The 18597-nt window shown below is 29.1% G+C and carries 14 protein-coding genes; 4 read left to right on the top strand and 10 right to left on the bottom strand.

The features are described 5' to 3' along the window. Positions 1 to 57: 57 nt before the first annotated feature. Positions 58 to 486 carry a CBS domain-containing protein gene (locus CSPA_RS11875; protein ID WP_015392516.1) on the top strand — a complete coding sequence of 143 codons (429 nt, stop codon included), beginning with the start codon at positions 58 to 60 and terminating at the stop codon, positions 484 to 486. Between the two features lie 365 nt (positions 487 to 851). Here CSPA_RS11875 and CSPA_RS11870 read toward each other — a convergent pair whose 3' ends face one another. The 6 genes from CSPA_RS11870 to CSPA_RS11845 all read right to left on the bottom strand — a co-directional run bounded on the left by CSPA_RS11870 (position 852) and on the right by CSPA_RS11845 (position 10602). Next, positions 852 to 2270 carry an HD domain-containing phosphohydrolase gene (locus CSPA_RS11870; protein ID WP_015392515.1) on the bottom strand — a complete coding sequence of 473 codons (1419 nt, stop codon included), beginning with the start codon at positions 2268 to 2270 and terminating at the stop codon, positions 852 to 854. 21 nt (positions 2271 to 2291) lie between these two features. Next, positions 2292 to 5132, bottom strand: coding sequence for an ATP-binding protein (locus CSPA_RS11865; protein ID WP_015392514.1), 2841 nt, complete (start codon positions 5130 to 5132; stop codon positions 2292 to 2294). Positions 5133 to 5684: 552 nt separating this feature from the next. Beyond that, the gene (locus CSPA_RS11860) at positions 5685 to 6098 is read right to left on the bottom strand and encodes a 3D domain-containing protein (RefSeq protein WP_015392513.1); all 414 of its coding nucleotides are present in this window, start codon (positions 6096 to 6098) and stop codon (positions 5685 to 5687) included. Between the two features lie 210 nt (positions 6099 to 6308). Next, on the bottom strand, positions 6309 to 8153 hold the full coding sequence (locus tag CSPA_RS11855; protein ID WP_015392512.1) for an ABC transporter ATP-binding protein: 1845 nt from the start codon (positions 8151 to 8153) through the stop codon (positions 6309 to 6311). Positions 8154 to 8156: 3 nt separating this feature from the next. Then, entirely contained in the window at positions 8157 to 9920 is a 1764-nt protein-coding gene (locus CSPA_RS11850; RefSeq protein ID WP_015392511.1) for an ABC transporter ATP-binding protein, read from the bottom strand. Between the two features lie 118 nt (positions 9921 to 10038). After that, positions 10039 to 10602: a TetR/AcrR family transcriptional regulator gene (locus tag CSPA_RS11845; RefSeq protein WP_015392510.1), complete on the bottom strand. Its 564-nt coding sequence runs from the start codon at positions 10600 to 10602 to the stop codon at positions 10039 to 10041. 239 nt (positions 10603 to 10841) lie between these two features. On the opposite strand from CSPA_RS11845, the gene CSPA_RS11840 reads away from it, so the two are divergent. Next, positions 10842 to 12095, top strand: coding sequence for a multidrug efflux MFS transporter (locus tag CSPA_RS11840; RefSeq protein ID WP_015392509.1), 1254 nt, complete (start codon positions 10842 to 10844; stop codon positions 12093 to 12095). A 54-nt stretch (positions 12096 to 12149) separates the two neighbouring features. Here CSPA_RS11840 and CSPA_RS11835 read toward each other — a convergent pair whose 3' ends face one another. Together CSPA_RS11835 and CSPA_RS11830 are read right to left on the bottom strand one after the other, a co-directional pair. Next, positions 12150 to 12500 (bottom strand): PilZ domain-containing protein, encoded by a 351-nt coding sequence (locus CSPA_RS11835; protein ID WP_015392508.1) that lies wholly within the window; start codon positions 12498 to 12500, stop codon positions 12150 to 12152. Between the two features lie 646 nt (positions 12501 to 13146). After that, positions 13147 to 14718 (bottom strand): hypothetical protein, encoded by a 1572-nt coding sequence (locus tag CSPA_RS11830; protein WP_015392507.1) that lies wholly within the window; start codon positions 14716 to 14718, stop codon positions 13147 to 13149. Between the two features lie 445 nt (positions 14719 to 15163). Here CSPA_RS11830 and CSPA_RS11825 point away from each other — a divergent pair, with 445 nt between their 5' ends. Next, positions 15164 to 15370 (top strand): alpha/beta-type small acid-soluble spore protein, encoded by a 207-nt coding sequence (locus CSPA_RS11825; RefSeq protein ID WP_015392506.1) that lies wholly within the window; start codon positions 15164 to 15166, stop codon positions 15368 to 15370. Positions 15371 to 15464: 94 nt separating this feature from the next. Here the strand turns inward: CSPA_RS11825 and CSPA_RS11820 are convergent, their stop codons facing one another. Next, the gene (locus CSPA_RS11820) at positions 15465 to 16403 is read right to left on the bottom strand and encodes a TIGR03943 family putative permease subunit (RefSeq protein WP_015392505.1); all 939 of its coding nucleotides are present in this window, start codon (positions 16401 to 16403) and stop codon (positions 15465 to 15467) included. Between the two features lie 90 nt (positions 16404 to 16493). Next, positions 16494 to 17753, bottom strand: a complete 1260-nt coding sequence (locus CSPA_RS11815; RefSeq protein WP_015392504.1) for a CobW family GTP-binding protein — start codon at positions 17751 to 17753, stop codon at positions 16494 to 16496. 333 nt (positions 17754 to 18086) lie between these two features. Between CSPA_RS11815 and CSPA_RS11810 the strand changes: the two genes are divergently transcribed. After that, entirely contained in the window at positions 18087 to 18584 is a 498-nt protein-coding gene (locus tag CSPA_RS11810; protein WP_015392503.1) for a hypothetical protein, read from the top strand. The last annotated feature ends 13 nt before the right edge of the window (positions 18585 to 18597 follow it).

Genomic DNA, 18597 nt, shown 5'->3' with positions numbered 1-18597 from the left:
AAATTCTGTTTAATAAAATTCATATTATTTGGGAAGCATATCTTTGGAGGTGATCTCATGATAGTAAGAGATATAATGTCAAAAGATATAGTAAGTTTAAATTCAGAAGACTCTATTGAAAGAGCTGCCCAGATTATGAGTCAATTTGATGTAGGTTCTGTGCCAGTATGCAAAAATGAAGAATTAGTTGGAATAGTTACAGATAGAGATATTACATTAAGATCTGTAGCGCCAGGTGGGTTTTCAAATGAACAAAAAATAAAAGATGTTATGACATCAAATCCTGTTACTGGAAATCCTAACATGAATATTCATGATGCAGCAAAAATAATGAGTGAGCAACAAATACGAAGATTACCTATTATCGAAAATAATCATTTAGTTGGTATACTTTCTCTTGGAGATATTTCAGTAGAACCTTCTTTGCAAAATAATGCAGAAGAAGCTCTAAAAAATATTTCTGAACCAACAAAAAATCAACAATAATTAATAAGAAGCTAATAAAATTCCTAACTATAATAATTCAAAAAAGGCTTATCCTACTTTAAGATAAGCCTTTTTTATTCTTTAGGAAATTATATTGTTGGACAATCTGTGGATAACTTTTGAAACAGACTAATTAATTAGGTTTAATATTTTAAAAGAATAAAAAATAAATCATATTCGCCTGCATAAAATGTTCTTATATGCAGCATAGCTGCCTTTTCTAATGTGCACATTTTTCTCACATGCGTTCGAAAAGGCAGATGCGCACCTATAAAAAGAGTGCGAAGCACAATACGGAACTTAATATTAAAAATCTACGGCTCCACAGTCGCCTGCGATTTTTTTATGTTCTAACAATTCTTAAATCATTTTAATACTTTGTTAATAAATATTTTGACTAGGTCAGGATCAAATTGACTTCCAGCATTATTCTTCAATTCTTCTATTGCTGCTTCTTTAGAAAGTATATCTTTATAGCATCGTTCACTTACCATTGCATCATACGCATCAGCTATAGTTATAATTCTTGAAATAAAAGGTATCTCTTCTCCCTTCAATCCTTTTGGATATCCACTTCCATCCCATCTCTCATGATGATATAATATATAATTTGCTATTTCAGTCATATCATCCACTGTACTAATCATTCTATATCCAATTTCTGAATGACGTTTAACTTCTTCCCATTCATCCGCTGTAAGTTTGCCTGGTTTATTTATTGTTCTTTCATCAACGATTATTTTTCCTATATCATGCAATTCACCTGCTGAAACTAATTTATTAATTTCATTTATAGGTAAATCTAAAGCTTCCCCAACTCTTTTGCACAAAGCTGAAACTCTAAATGAATGCTCACTTTCAATTTTACTTTTCTCTCTAAGAGTATTGATTACCGTTTTAATTGTTCTCCCTCTCATACTTTGACTTTCAAATACCTTTTTCCCATACATTGTATCTTCTGCTTTCTTAAATACATCTTCAATTTTCTCTTCGTCATTATACTTACATCCATACCCTAAGGAGATTGAAACCTCTACTGATCCAACTTTTTCTTTTGCTAATAATGACATAATGTTATTAATTATTTTGCAAGCTTCCTTTTCATCAGTTTTAGGCGATATAATAACAAACTCATCCCCAGCTAGCCTTGCAACAATATCATCTTCTCTACTGCCAAGCTTCATCATCTTACCAACTCTTTTAATCACTTCATCTCCCATTGCATGTCCAAAGGAATCATTTATTAATTTCAAGCCATTTAAATCTCCCATTATAAGAGTTATTGGTAGATTTGATCTTGTATTAATTCTTGCCAATTCTTCTTCAAAAAATCTTCTATTATATAATCCAGTTAATTGATCATGATAACTCAAATAAATAATTTCTTCTTTCCGCTTCATAAGATCAATAGCGTTTTTTATCTTTAGAGGTAACGAAATTTTAATTGCTTCCTCGGTTAATGGTTTTGCAAAATAATCAAATGCCCCAAGACTTAAAGCCTTTTCTACTGCTGCTTTATCCGATATACCAGTACATACAATTACTGGTATATCCATCAAATTACAATCTTCCTTAATTTCTTGTAATACCTGAAATCCATTTTTTTGAGGCATCATTACATCTAATACACATGCATGTATATTGTTTTCTAAAAGTTTTTTGGAAATATCCAAGCCATTGTCCACTTCAAATATGTTTATATCATCTAGCCTATTCTTAATTGCTTGATTTATAATTTTTCTTTCGATTGAAGAATCATCAATAATTAGTATATTCCCTCTCATAAATTTACTCACCCACTCTCATTACAATAATTTGTTTAATAAATTTTCAGCTTTTTGTATTAATTCGATCAATAAATCTTTTGAACCTATTTTTGCTTTTTCTTCTGCTTCCACTGCAATTTTAGCTATATCATTAGCTCTCACAGTTCCAGCAGAACCTTTTAATTTATGTAAATTCGTACGTGCTTCAATTAAATTATCTTTGGCTATATTGTCTTTTATTTCAGTTAATAATTTTTCTGCCTGTATACAAAAGTCTTCAACCAATTCTCGGCAAAATTCTTCATCAAAACCTGATTCCTCAGTAAGAAGCTTAACAATATCATCAAAAGAAGAATCTTTATTCTTATTAATTCTATCTTCACTTGAATCACTGGAATTTTTTAAAGTTCTATTATCATCAGTTTTACTGTGCTTTTGTAACATTTCTACCATCTGTTCAAATACAAAAGGCTTACTTAAATAATCATCCATTCCAGCTTTAAAACATTCATTTGCATCTCCTTTCATAGAATGTGCGGTCATTGCTATTATTGTTGTGTGTTTTGAACCAGCTTCTAATTGACGTATTTTTCTTGTTGCTTCATAGCCGTCCATTTCTGGCATTTGACAATCCATAAAAATTATATGATAATCTTTAATTTTACAAGCATTCAATGCTTCTAAACCATTAACTGCAATATCACAAGATAATCCTATTAGCTTTAAACTATTAATGAAGAACCTCCTATTAATCTCATTGTCTTCAACTAATAATATTCTTAAATCACTTTTCTCCATAAATTTGATGTCAGTCATATTTTTATCTTCTTGTTTTAAATTAAATATTTCTTCTTCACTAGGATTATTTAATATCAAATTAAAATAAAATGTTGTACCCTCATCTTTTTTGCTTACAACTCCGATTGTCCCTCCCATAAGCTCAACTATTTTCTTACATATTGCAAGACCTAATCCAGTACCACCATATTTTCTAGTCGATGAGGAATCAGCTTGACTAAATGGTTTGAATAATTTAGCCATTTCATGTTCATTCATACCTATTCCAGTATCTCTGACCTTAAAATAAATTTCTGTATCGACTTCAGTCTGATTGACTAATGAAGCTTCAACAAGAATTTCACCTTCATTTGTGAATTTAACAGCATTACTAATTAAATTACTTATAACCTGCCTTAACTTTGTTGAATCCCCCTTCAAAAAATCAGGAATCTTTGAATCTATAGATAAATTCAATTTAATTTCCTTCTCCTTTGCTCTCCCATTGAACAAGAATACCGTTCTCTCAATTATGGTAGTAATATTAAAAGGAATATTTTCAAGTTCCATTTTTCCAGCTTCAATTTTAGAAATATCCAATATATCATTAATCACTGCCAGCAAAGTCTCAGAGGAAACCTTAATTGTATCAATAAATTCTCTTTGAGACGTATTTAAATCAGTTTTCTCTAAAAGACTTAAAAATCCAACTACTCCATTCATAGGTGTCCTTATTTCATGGCTCATGTTTGCCAAAAATTCACTTTTAGCTCTGTTCGCTTCTTCAGCAATATCTTTAGCTGCAATTAATTCATTGGTTCTTTCATTAATCTTGTCTTCCAGATTATTTATCAATGAATATAATTCCTCTGCCATATGATTAAAAGCCGTAGATAATTTTCCAACTTCATCATTTCGAAAAATTTTGGCTCTTTCAGATAAATCTCCTTTTGAAAATTTATCCGCTGAAATAGTCAATTCTTCAATAGGTCTTAAAATAAATTTAGTACTTTGTAGATGAATTATTATTGCTAAAGCAAGTGATGTTATACTAAGAAAAATTGCAATATTAATGGAATTAGTAATTTCTTTTGTAAAGACACTTTCAGGCATTGAAGTTACTATAAGCCAATCTAGTCCTTCTTTTTCATATTCAAAAATTTTTATATGATAAGTTTCATTTCCAATTTTTGTTACAAAGGTGGTATTAGAAGTATTTTTATAATTTTCGTATGCATCATTTATTGATTTATCACTAAATTCTCCAATTAGTGTTCTTTTTATATTTCCATCTGATAGCTTCTCAAAATTAGGCTTTTCTAAAGAATTTGCTACTAAGTATCCAGAGTTATTTTCAATTATGTATGCTGTTGCTGATTTATTGTCTGCTATTTTTTTTAAAGATTCATTAAGAGTTGAAAGAGTTATGTGCGTTCCCATTACCCCTTGAATTGTACCGTCTTTATTGTAAATAGGATATGCTGCCGATAAAGCCAAGTCATCTTTTATAAAATGTTTATAAATATCGGAAAATACAGTCTTTTTTTGTTCTTTTGCTTGTATATACCAATCCCTTGTTCTAGGATCAAAGTTACCATAATCCTTTACAAAAGTTCCTTCTGATAAATCATCATTTACGCTATAGTACATTGAATGACCATTGGTATCAGCATTACTTCTATAAATTTCTATTTGATCATTTTCATTTTTTCGTGCTCCATAATATTCCCCATTTTCTGTTCCAAAACTAAAGCTATAAATTTCATCATTCCCTGATTTAACAACCCCTGCAAAAAATTTATCTCTTTGCTTTTCATTATGTATATCAATTACTTTATTTTCAATCATACTATGATTAATTTCATTGTTATACAAAGGTATAGAAAATAGTAATTGTATTTCGTTGAAAATATCCTTGTTTGTATCCTCCTGAATATTTTCTATTGTAGTTTTTTCTGAAAGATTCCAGTTTCTAAATACAATAAACGTTATAATTCCAATAGTTGTAGTCATTAATGCTATAAATAAAGCACTAATTAAAATTCTTAATGAGCATGTTCTACTGAAGATTACAATTTTTTTTAATATAGGTATCCTAGACATAATCACCCTCCCCATATATAACCTCTCAATATTCTAGCCACAATGTTTATAGTAATTAATGACAGATTTATCTTATAATTATTTTATTGGATAAGTATTGTTTTAATTATAGCATTTTGTCAAATATTATTGCAACAGCATTGATATTCTTTAATATAATTATAATTATACAAAAACCCCCGAAAAATCGGGGGTTCCCATATAATATTTAATTTTTTTAGATAACCTTATCTTAAGTTTATCTAAATAGAAAGTTATCATGATGTCACTGCCAAAATTATATTGTTTTTTTATTAGTACCAAAATTAATAGTACTAAACTCGTTGATGGTTACACTTTTTTGCTTGACAATCTATGCTGTTTAATTTTGAACATTCTTAACGCGGTTTTCTGCTTTTAACATAACTTTCCGTCTATTACGACTGTTTTACTTTTTTTCATACATTCAATTGTAACTACAAGTTGCAACTATAATTGAAAACTACTGCGCATTAAATTCAGATCTTTTCATCCAAATTATTTTACTGGAACATTAACATTTGCACAATTATGTTATTTATTTCCTAATACTGTGACATGAACTGTTTTTGTACCCCAATTATTACATTCACTAGAACTATTAAAGTATACATCTATTATATTTCCTTTTATTGCTCCACCTGTATCGGCTGCAATTGCATATCCATATCCTTCAATATATAAATGCGATCCTAACGGTATTACATTTGGATCTACTGCCACTGTGCTAAGTCCACTTGGATCTCTTTGCACTGGTAATCCACTTGCTGTAATGTTTCCAGTTCCTCCAGTATATGCTGTTGCTGAACAAATCAATGCTCTGTTTGCTGTTGCTGCATTAGCTACATTTCCTAATGATATAGCTTTTGCACCTAAACAAATGCTTAAAGCCATTCCAAAAGCAATTGACTTTTTCATAATGTTTGTCCATTTAAAATTCTTTGACATTTAATCTCTCCTTTTCAATTCGCAAACCATCTTTCATATTATATCACACTTTTTCAGTGTAAACGTATTTAAATTGCATTTTTTTTATTTTTTTAGTATTTTTAATAGAGTTTGTTAATTTTTTAAGCAAATTGCTTAATTTTGAAAAAAACATCAATGCTCATTGATTAACTTATTTTAACCAACGAGCATTGATGTTTATCTTCATTTTTACTTTAATTTTCCCATTTGACTAATTACCATATTATAATATTGGCCTTTTAAATCCATAAGAGCTTCATGATTTCCGCTTTCCAATATTTTTCCGTCCCCAATAACCATAATTTTATCTGCATCTCTGATAGTAGATAAACGATGGGCTATTAAAAAGCTTGTTCGATTTTTCATTAAACTTACTAAAGCACGCTGAATATCTTTTTCTGTTTTAGTATCAACACTACTGGTTGCCTCATCTAAAATTAAAATAGGACTATCACATAATACTGCTCTAGCAATTGCAACTAATTGGCGCTGTCCCTGACTTAGATTATCCGTTGATCCAGACACCCTTGTATTATATCCCTTTGGCAATTTATCAATAAAGTCATGAGCCCGAGCAATTTTAGCTGCTGCTATCACTTGTTCATCCGTTGCATTAATTTGTGAATAACGAATATTATCCATAATTGTACCAGTGAAAAAACAAGTATCTTGAAGGACAACTGAGAAACACTTTCTAAGATTATTCCTCTTTATATTTGTAATTGGTTCATTATCAATTACAATTTGTCCGCTCAAAGCATCATAGAAACGTGTCAGAAGATTAACAATAGTGGTCTTTCCAGCACCAGTTTCTCCAACTAATGCAACTGTCTCTCCCGCCTCAACCTTAAAGCTTACATCCTTTAATATAGTTCTAGACTTATCATATGAAAAACACACATTATCAAAGACAACTTTACCTTTTGGCTCTATAATTTCAATTGCATTTTCAAAATCAGCAAATTCTTCTTCACTATCTAAAATTTCAAATACACGTTCAGCTCCTGCTAATGCTGACTGAATTGTATTAAACATGCCTGCAATAGAATTTAATGGCATAGAAAATTGTTTTGAATAACTCAAGAAACTAACTACAGTTCCAACAGATACTCCATATCCAACTGATAATATCCCTCCAACAATTGCAACTATTGCAAAGATTAAATTATTGATAACATTCATAATAGGCATCATATATCCAGACCATATTTGAGCTTTAGTACTGCTTTCGTATAATTTTTCGTTAATAGTTGAAAACTGCTTTAAAATATCCTGTTGTTTTCCAAAAGCTTTTACCATTTTTAACCCTAATATATTTTCCTCTATAACTCCATTAAGGCTCCCTAAACTCCTTTGCTGCGCTGAAAAATGAGATCGGCTATTTCTAGCAATTGCCCTCGTTAAAAGCATAACTAAAGGAATACATAATAAAACAACTAAAGTTAAAAAAACATTAAGTGATAGCATTATTATTAATGATCCAGCTAAAGTTAATATACTTGATATTAATTGGGTAGTTGTTTGTGCAATAGTAGAACTTATGTTATCTGCATCATTTGTAATTCTACTCATAGTATCACCATGAGAACGAGTATCAAAAAATTTTAAAGGAAGCTTCTGTAGCTTTTGAAAAAACTCAGTACGCACTGCGAACACAAGTTTTTGCGAAACCTTTAACATTATAACACCATTTATAGATGAAATAATCCAATTTATCATGTATAAAATTGTAATTGTTCCTAAAAACCAAATGAGTAATTTTGTATCTACTGTTCTAGTTTCAATATTAAAAGTATTAAAAGCTTTTCCTATGTAATATGGAATTGAAACTGAAATTAATGAAGATATAATTGTTAATACTATGGCTACAAAGATAGTTTTTCCCCACCTCATATATATCTTAATTATTCGCATTAATGTACCTTTTGTATTTTTAGGTTTCTCAGTTGGACCAAAACGATTCCTTCCGCCTCCTTTTGGTCTTCCTCCCATAGTAGGTGCTTTTACTTCTGTGTTAGAAAATTGCGCTGCCATAACTTACACCTCCTTACTACTCTCTATTTGGGTTTTATAGATATCTCTATATATTTCACAATTCAGCATAAGCTCTTCATGAGTTCCATATCCAACCTTCCTACCATTGTCCATAACTAATATTTTATCTGCAAACATAGCTGTTCCACATCTTTGAGTAATAGTTATTATAGTTTGATTTCTTATCTTAGAATTTAAACCTTCCCTGACCCTTGCTTCTGTTACTGCATCAAGAGCACTAGTTGCGTCATCAAGAATCAATACAGAAGAATCTTTAAGAATTCCACGAGCAATAGAAATACGCTGCTTTTGCCCACCTGAAACATTAACTCCTGCATTTCCCAAAATACTTTCATATCCATCTTGCATTTTTTCAATAAAACCAGCTTGCGCTATATCTATGGCTTGATTAAAAAGTTCAAAATCTGCCTCTTTATTTCCCCATTTGATATTTTCAGAAACTGTTCCAGAAAAAAGCATAGGTTTTTGAGGAACAATAGCTATATTATCACGGACTCTTTCAATATCTAATTCTCTTATATCATGTCCATTAGCTAAAATTTTTCCCTTTGTTACATCATAAAATCTTAAAAGTAACCAAGCAATTGTAGACTTTCCACTTCCAGTTGGTCCAATTATAGCTAAATTCTCCCCATGATTAATGGAAAAGGACAAATCTTTTATTGCAGGCATCCCACTTCCATTGGGATATGCAAAAGTAACATTTTCAAATTTAATATCTCCATTTATTTTCTCAAATCCACTTACTTTATCAACTCCATTGTCCTTATCCCTTTTGTCTATTTTAGTTCTTTGACTAAAGTCACCTTCACAATCAAAAACTTCTTTAATACGAGCATTAGAAGCCTTTGTTCTAACAAAAGTATTAAATATATTAGTTATCATGATTAATGAGGTTAATATTTGAGCCATATAAATTGTAAAAGCAGTAATATCTCCTGGATTTGCAAGGTTAAGTGCAAACATATTACTTCCTACAAAAATTACAATTACTGTACCAATTCCAACTGTAAGTGTTATAAGTGGAGAAACAAAAGTAACAATTAATTGAGACGATATACCTTTTTCCATCAAGTTCATATTTACATTTCCAAACTTTTCAGCTTCCTTATCATAGGTTCCAAAGGCTTTAATCAAACGCACTCCTATAAGATATTCCTGTACAATTGCATTTACCTCATCCATAGCCTTTTGCAGCTTATAAAAACGCGGATAACTAAATTTCATACTTCCGATAATAAGAATTCCAACTATTGCAACTACACCGTAAATAATAATGCTAAGTTTTAAATTTAAAATACTTGCAAATATAATGCTACCCATACAAGTAATAGGTGCTTTCAAAAAAATCCTCATAATTCCATTAACAAATTGTACTATTTGTGATGTATCATTTGTCATACGTGTAATAAGCGAGCCACTTTCAATTTTATCTGCACTTACTTCAGAAAAAGATATTATTTTTTCAAACAAATCATATCTTAATTCAGCTCCCATACGCTGTGATACCTTGCTAGCTAAAATATTTCTGGTAACAGCAAAGCATGCCCCGATCGCAGTCACCAAAAGCATAAGTATTCCCCAATAATAGACTTTGTAAAGAGCACCTTGTTCTATACCAGTATTAATTATATTTGACATTAAAGTCGGACCAAGCAAATCACAAATTGCTTCACAAACAACACAAAAAACAGCAATTAAGAATGGTAATTTATACTTATTAAAATACTTACTATATAATTTCATATTATTTAACCTTTCTTTTGTTCTAATCGATAATATTAATTTAATTAAATACTTAAAGATTTCCAAGGAAAATCAACATGCTTCAATAATTGATTATTAAACATTGATAATTACAATTTTATTTTTTAGAAATGGATAATATAAAATCAGTAATCATGAATTTAAAACTATCTTCTAGATTTATTGGATTTTGAAAATATCCATGAGAGCTTAAAGAAACAAAACCATGCAATAAACTTCTCAAAGCTCTACTTTTATGAATTATTTGGGCTTGATCTTCCATATAGAACTCCAAAATCTTGCGAATTATTGTAGTTGTTTCTTTTGATAATCGTTTCACTTCATCATTTTCTGTGCTTGGTATATTCATATAAAGTCTGTAACCAGACTTATTTTCTACTGCAAATTCTCTATAAACATACGAAAATTCAATAATAGCTGCTTCACCACTTTTACCAATTAATCTTTCCATTAATCTAGAGTTAAGTTTATTTAAAAAATGAATTGTCATTTTAATTTTCAAATCTTCTATATTATCAAAATGATTATATAAGGATGGATATTTTATTCCCAATTTTTCTGCAATCTTTTGAAATGAGATTTGATTTAACCCAATTTCATCAGCTAAAGAAAAAGCAGTTTCAATAATTTTCTCCTTAGTCAAATTTCTCTTTTGCACCATTTAATCGCCCCTTAAAATTTTAATTAATAAAAATAGTTTATCATGATAAATTATTTTTATCAAACATCAAATTATAAGAATAAACTATTTTTTATAGTTTACAAATTATATTTAATAGTTTATCCTTATAATGATAAGTATTATAAATATAAATAGGCATAATGAAGCCTTAACTTAAAATATAGCTTAAGAATCTTCTTTGTAATGCCCTAAAATTAAGATAAAGGATTAGATGTTTTATGAAAATGTGGAAAAGAAATTTGATAGTTTGTTGGTTTGGAATGTTTGTTACTGGTGTTGGCTTAAGCCAAATAGCACCTATACTTCCCCTTTATATTAATAAACTTGGTGTTAGTGATCCAGCCTTAGTTTCAAAATTTTCAGGAATCGCTTTTGGAGTAACTTTTATATCTCTAGCTATTTTTTCACCGATTTGGGGACAAGCTGCTGATAGAGTTGGAAGAAAACCAATGCTACTTAGAGCCAGCCTTGGTATGACAATAATTATAAGCTGCATGGGCTTTGCTCCAAATGTCTATGCATTAATAGGACTTAGATTACTTCAAGGTATAATATCAGGTTATAGTACAGCCTGCACAACCTTAATAGCAACTCAAACAGAAAAGGAACATGCTGGATATGCCTTAGGAACTCTTTCAACAGCTAATATTGCAGGATCTTTACTAGGTCCAACTCTAGGAGGTTTTATTGAAGAAAGCTTTGGCTTGCAAAATGTATTTTTTTTAACAGGCGGGTTACTTTTCATTGCATTTATTACAACTGCTTTATTTGTTAAGGAATCCTTCACTCGTTCAGATAAAAAAGTTCAAAGCATGAAGGAAGTATGGGATACTATTCCTTACAAAAATTTAACCATTACTCTTTTTGTAACTTTTTTCATATTAACTGTAGCCCTATATTCAGTAGAGCCTATTATTACAGTATATGTTTCTCAACTTTCAATAAATTCAAAACATGTTTCCATGCTTGCTGGAATAACCTTTTCTGCATCTGGTCTAGCAAATATCCTTGCTGCTCCAAAGCTTGGAAAATTATCTGATAAAATAGGAACACACAAAATTATTTTAACAGCACTTATATTAGCTGGAATTATCTTTATACCTCAAGCTTTTGTAAAAAGTACTTGGCAGTTAATGTTCCTTAGATTTTTGTTAGGTTTAACTGCTGCTGGATTAACACCATCTATAAATATTCTAATTAAAAAAATCACACCATCAAATCTTATAGGAAGAGTTTTTGGATTTACTATGTCAGCTGCTTATCTTGGTACTTTTGCAGGTTCAATTTTGGGTGGTCAGATAGCAGGAACTTTAGGGATAAGATATGTATTTTTTGTTACAAGTGCATTATTACTAATAAATGCTGTATGGGTTTATTTTAATGTCTATAAGAAACTTAATTCAAATTATCAATTTCATGATAAAAATAATCAAACTAAACTTGGAACTATAAATAAACAATTCCAACATTAAGAACACAAATTTAAACGACGTGCTTTTTACACGTCGTTTAATTTATTAAAAATATTAATCTAAATCTTTCAATACTGCTCTATACATGTCTTGTAAGGCCATAAATTGGCCACCTATATAAAAACCTGCATCATATAAATTTACATGTTGTATTTTTATAATAACTGGAATAGTTACTTTATTATAATTAAATGCAATTTCCAGCATATCATTTACCTTCATTCTTTCATTTGATATGAAACCTATACCTGAAATCGAAAGATCAACTCCCTGAACCTCAATATCAACCTTTTTTGAATTTATACTTTCGATTTTAAATTTATTATCATATTTATATCTTTTATTAACTCTACGCTCTTTTTTAAATATCTGTTCTTTTCCGTTAATAAAACTATATTCTTTCATATTTATATATTCGTTCCTTTCATTTATTAATGCAGTTAAATATATTCTATCATATTTATGTTAACTATGGCTGTAAATTATTTATTTTACATTTTAATATTCTATGCTGCTTATTAATTATAAATTCCTTTACAAAAAAATACAACATTATGTTAAGACCAAATACCTAAAATTATCTATGTATATTATAGATATCCAAATTAAAAATCAAACTTATAAATGGAATATACATGCATCATTGAGAAATTATAATCGTAACACTACACTAGAAATCAGATACATTTTTCTGGAAGCAGGCATGTGAAATTGAGCTGATGATGGTTCTTAATGTGGGCTTGTTTTATTTACAGCTTGTCCAGATTTTACATCTGGAACACGCTGAAATGACGACAAGCCCACATTTAGAACCTTCCAGCGAAAATTTCACTAGTCCTGTGGAAGATAAATGTCTCTGATTTCGGTAAGTTTTGCATAAGTATAATTCTTGCATTGTGTATCTATAAAAGAATTATCAAAATTAGGAAAGCAAACATACAAGCTTTTAATAACTTTTTTTGATTGATAAAAAAGGTTAAAGTTTATTAGATACAATTAATCTAATAAACTTTAACCTTAAAAATTCAACATAAAATTAAATCTATATTATTTAAAATTCAGTTGTAATTCCCACTATTTGAACATTCTTTTCTTCATTCTTTAATACTCTATAGTGTATTTCAATTTGAAATTTATCAGGATAACTTACATCAATGTAATGATAGTCTTCCTTCTCATTTTTACTATTTCTTCCTTCAATCAACCCAATACTTAAAGCTTCTGGATCTTTTGACGCATGTATTTCATATAGGCATTCTTCAATATGAAGCAATTCTTTTGTAGAAAAATCAACTACATTATTTAGTGCTTTAAATTCAAAGATAAATTTTATAAAGAATTTACTCCATCTTTCAAAAATTTCATTTCTTTTGATTTCTTCCATTGTATGAACTTCTTTTTGCTTTTCATTATATTCTTCTATTAAAACGGAAGTATCATTTTTTAATTGTTGAAATTCATCTGCAATTTTTTTAATACTTTCTTCCTTTGTGCCAATCGTCTTAATATTATCCTCTATTAGTTCTCTTTTAAATGTTCCTTCTAGGACAATATCTGAAAGCTTATTATTAATATCAATCGAGTCAAATTTAGCCTTTTTATATTCTTCCATTAATACATCATATTCTTCTAAAACAGCAGCCTTTTCCATTTGGTCTTTGATTTGATTCAATTGTTCCTCATTATTTTTCTTAACCGTTTCTAATTTATTATCAATTTTTCCCAAATCTATCAAATCTTCTTCTGCTTGTTTTCTACTTCTAATTGCATTATTTAAAACAATATTTTCTTTCTTCAAGTTACTTTCTATAGTAGTTAATTTATTTTTACAAGATTCCATCTTATTTTTTAATTCGAATAATTCTCTTTTTGATTTTTTTAATTCTGAATTCTTTTGCTCTATTTCAACTTCTTTCTCGTTTTCCACAAAGCTTGGAAGTAATTCTTCTTTTGGTGTAAACCTACCACCGTAAGCTTTTACCGCCATCCATACTAGTCTAGCAAAATGTTGTCTATCAATTTTTTTCCATACATTTAGCAATGTAAATTTTTCAACTTCTATAGATTGTACAAACTCTTTCTTTTGCTTATCATCCATATTATTAATGATTTCTTCTATATCTTGCGTTGTTTCCTGTAAGTCCACAAACGGCATTTCATTTATGTATTCCTTTGCTTTTCCACTAAGCTTCTCATGATATTTTATATAAATATAATCTGCCTTTTGACTTGGTGTTAAATATTGATTCGTTTTGTATAACTTAAAGGCTCCATCTATTACTTCCATCGATATTAAATCTTCGGTTGGATTATCTGTATCATTTTTAGTTTTTTCCAAAAGAACTTTATTTAATCTTTCATCTAACTCTTCTCTATTACAACCTCTTAGTTCTTCTTTCTTCTCCTCAATCAAAGTCCAAATTTCTTTAACTTCTGGTTCTTGAAGCACACTACCTTTTCCAAGTTTATTACCTAAAAAATTAATTATACTTATTGTCTTTTTCTTAGCCTTTTGAATAACAGGCTTTGAAATATTTGTTATATTCATAGTTTCAAGTAATGCTAGCTGTTCAATCATCTCGTCATCTGAAATTCTTTTTAGTCCATCAAAAATATTAGGCATGTCTCTCTCCCTCATACTCATCATTTTCATAAAAATGCATTATAATCCTATTTTAACACAAAATCAGAGTCTATTTAACATAAAACTCTGATTAAACATTTTTTTCAGCTATTAAAATTATTTCTTATTCATTTCATTAAATTTTGTTCTTATAATGCTATATATTACTATAACTAATAAACCAAAAATTCCTCCATCAAGCGTCCATATTACAGAATTTATTGCATCTTTTATCATTTATAAATTCACCCCGATATTCTTATATATGCATACATATTACTATATTCTGTAATATAAGTCAAAATTCAATCGCCTTAACAAAACAAATAAATTACTTTTAATTCACACCTTATCAATCTATTTAACCTATTTTACCTATTTAAAATTTTCCAAGTATATTTTCATTCTTAAATATAAAACTAATATAGATATGGAGGTGTTTAATATGAGTAGACGACCATTAGTTCCTGAAGCAAAAGCAAAACTAGATAAATTGAAAACTGAATTTGCTAATGATATGGGAATTGAACTTAACGATAAGTATGAAGGAAGAAAATCTTCAAGAGCAAATGGATATGTTGGTGGAAACATAGGCGGTTTAATGACAAAAAAAATGATAGAAGAATATGAAAAACATTTAATAGATAAGTAATATTTTCAAGAAAATCATTTAAGCTTGCTCCATATTAGCTTGTCACTATTCCCGTGTGACAAGCTAATATGAACCAAGTAAAACATATTTTATATTAGAAATAAATCAAATCATCTTCTAGCTTATTAATATTTCTATAATCTTTGATTGTTATAAAAGGAATTTCTCTTTGTTCTTGTGGAATATATTGCTTGCGAATTATTCCTTCTATTTCAATCCATACTTTATCTTTAAAATCAACAGGTTTATTTGTTTGGCATAAAAGTCCTAAAAAGGAGATATCATCAGCACAGCAAGTCATGGCATTTCTGCCAAAAGCAAAAATGTTTTTAGGATATTTAGGATTTGTATAAGCTAACCCTCTCATCTTAATATGTTTACCATCATATTTGTCAGGTGCTTCTGTTGCATCTAAATACCATACACCAAAATCATAGTCTTCAAATTCAATTACTTTAGCATTTATATCAAAAGGTAATTGTAACGGTCTATCATCAATTTCACCATTTTCCAATTCAAAAATTATATTTGCATGTGCGTTAACAGCTTTTATACTATTCCTAAATTTCAACTTATCAGTATTATCTTTGCAACGATTAATTATAATTAAATCTGAATTTTGAAATTGTTCTATGAGTAAGGATTTCATATTTCCCATATAACTTTCAAAAGTATTAGCATCAATAGGTGTTATAATTTGTGCAAACTCCCAATTTTCTGGTAATTCTAATTCTCCAATCACATCACCTTGCCACATCCCGTTATATTCGACAATTACTTTTGTTGGGTTATTTTCATCATTACATTCTTTTAAAAATTCTGCAGTTAAATTTTTCTTGCTATTAACATGTACTAAAGATACTTTATTTTTCTCTAAAAACTCTTTTTCATATTCTTCAATACCATTTTCACAGACAATCACAGTAATTTTTTCGCCTTCTACAAAATCTGGATCATTAAATATTTCTTTAATAAAAGTTGTTTTACCACCTTCTAAAAAACCAGTAATAAGAAAAACTGGTACATCTGTCATAACTTCTACCTTCTTTCATCAAATTGCTACATTAATAATACAATGTCTTTTTATTCTCGCTTAAGTTAAATTATTTAATTTAAATATGATTTAAATATGAAATAATTCTTGCATTTTTGTTTTATTTATATTTGTACCTATTACGCATAATCTTCCTGTATAATCAGATACGCCTTCTCGTATTTCGTATTCACCTGGTACTAAATCAAAATTAATCCATCCTCCTTCAGTACAAGGGATTATTCCTTTTGCTCTTAAAATAATTCCATATTCTGAAGATTCAGCTAAAACTTTTAATATTTCGTCTAATTCAATTTTAGAATATTTTTTAGGAGTTTCGATTCCCCAGCTAGTAAATACTTCATCTGCATGATGATGGTGATGCTCATGGCACCCACAATTTTCATCATGGTGATGATGTTCATGATTATGACAATCACATTCTTCATCATGGTGATGATGTTCTTGATCATGACAATCACATTTTTCATCGTGGTGGTGATGTTCTTGTTCTTGACAATCACATTTTTCATCGTGGTGGTGATGCTCATGTTCTTGACAATCACATTCTTCATCATGATGATGATGTTCATGATCGTGACAATCACATTTTTCATCGTGGTGGTGATGCTCATGTTCTTGACAATCACATTTATCATCATGGTGGTGGTGCTCATGTTCTTGACAACTACAATCTTCCTCATGATGGTGATGATGTTCCTCTGCTTCCTTTAATAATTCTTTTTCAAGTGAATTTTCTCGCTCCATTGCAGCAAGAATCTGCTTACCATCAATTTCATCCCAATTTGTAGTTATAACGGCTGCATCCTTATTATGTTCTCGTATTTGAGCTACACATAATTCTAATTTTTCCTGTGTAAGCTTTTGAGTACGGCTTAAAACTATTGTATTAGCATTTTCAACTTGATTATTGAAGAATTCACCAAAGTTATCCATATACATCTTACATTTTATTGCATCAACTACAGCTGTAAAACTATTAAGCTTTATAGGCGCTTCATCCTTTATACTTTCTACAGCTTTTATTACATCTGATAATTTTCCAACTCCTGATGGTTCAATTATTATACGTTCAGGTGAATATTTATCTAGAGCTTCCTTAAGGGCTACTCCAAAATCACCTACTAAAGAACAACATATGCACCCTGAATTCATTTCAGTGATTTCCACTCCAGAATTGTTTAAAAATCCACCATCAATTCCTATTTCACCAAATTCATTTTCAATAAGCATAAGCTTTTCACCTTTAAATGCTTCTTCTATTAATTTTTTTATTAAAGTTGTTTTCCCTGCTCCTAAAAAGCCTGATATTATATCTATTTTTGTCATATCAAAAATCCTTTCCTTAACTTATAATCTTTACTTTATTAATTATTCAATGCAATATATAAGGGCATTGATAATAATTTCCATGTGATTTTTTCATTTTTATGCTACTCTTAAATTATAATCCTGTCAATATATAACTAACTTCTCATTGCTTTGGTTATTATCTAATATATCTATAATTTACATACTTTTAATATTACCTTAATTATCCTTTAATATTATTAGCAATACAATATATTATAATGATATTATATATCATTCTTTATACCTTGCAGATCATCCATACATAATTAAGAATAAAAATTATATTATGATATGATGGAGGTAATACTAATGGAATATCTAATTATTCTTCTTATTACATTAAGAACTCATCCACTTCTTAGTCTTTTACTGATAATTGCTTTATGTATAATTGCACTGCTTATTTTACCATTAAAATTTAGACTTCAAATAATAGGCTTTATGTTCATCTTTTTCACGCTTTCTTTTGTCAATGTTTTCATAGGACACTTTATAATGAACTCTCTTATTAATAATTATGGAGAAAAAGGACAAGGAGTTATTGTAGATACTCTTCAAACATCTAATTACTATAATAATGAACAAGTATTACGGTATGATATCATTATTAATACAAATGAAAATCTTGAGATTCCAACTTATTGTCTTTCCTCAGATTTCAATATAGTCAATGAAAAGTCATTCAATAGCTATTATTATCCTAAATCTGGAGTCAAATTTAACGTAAAGTATTTGCAAGACTATCCTAGAGCTTTTGTTATCATAGTTAACAATGATAGTAAATATAGCAAAGGCCTTAATTATTAAGGCCTTTGCTTAT

Source organism: Clostridium saccharoperbutylacetonicum N1-4(HMT) (assembly GCF_000340885.1).
Taxonomy (GTDB): domain Bacteria; phylum Bacillota; class Clostridia; order Clostridiales; family Clostridiaceae; genus Clostridium; species Clostridium saccharoperbutylacetonicum.
This window is presented reverse-complemented; position numbering and strand designations above follow the sequence as displayed.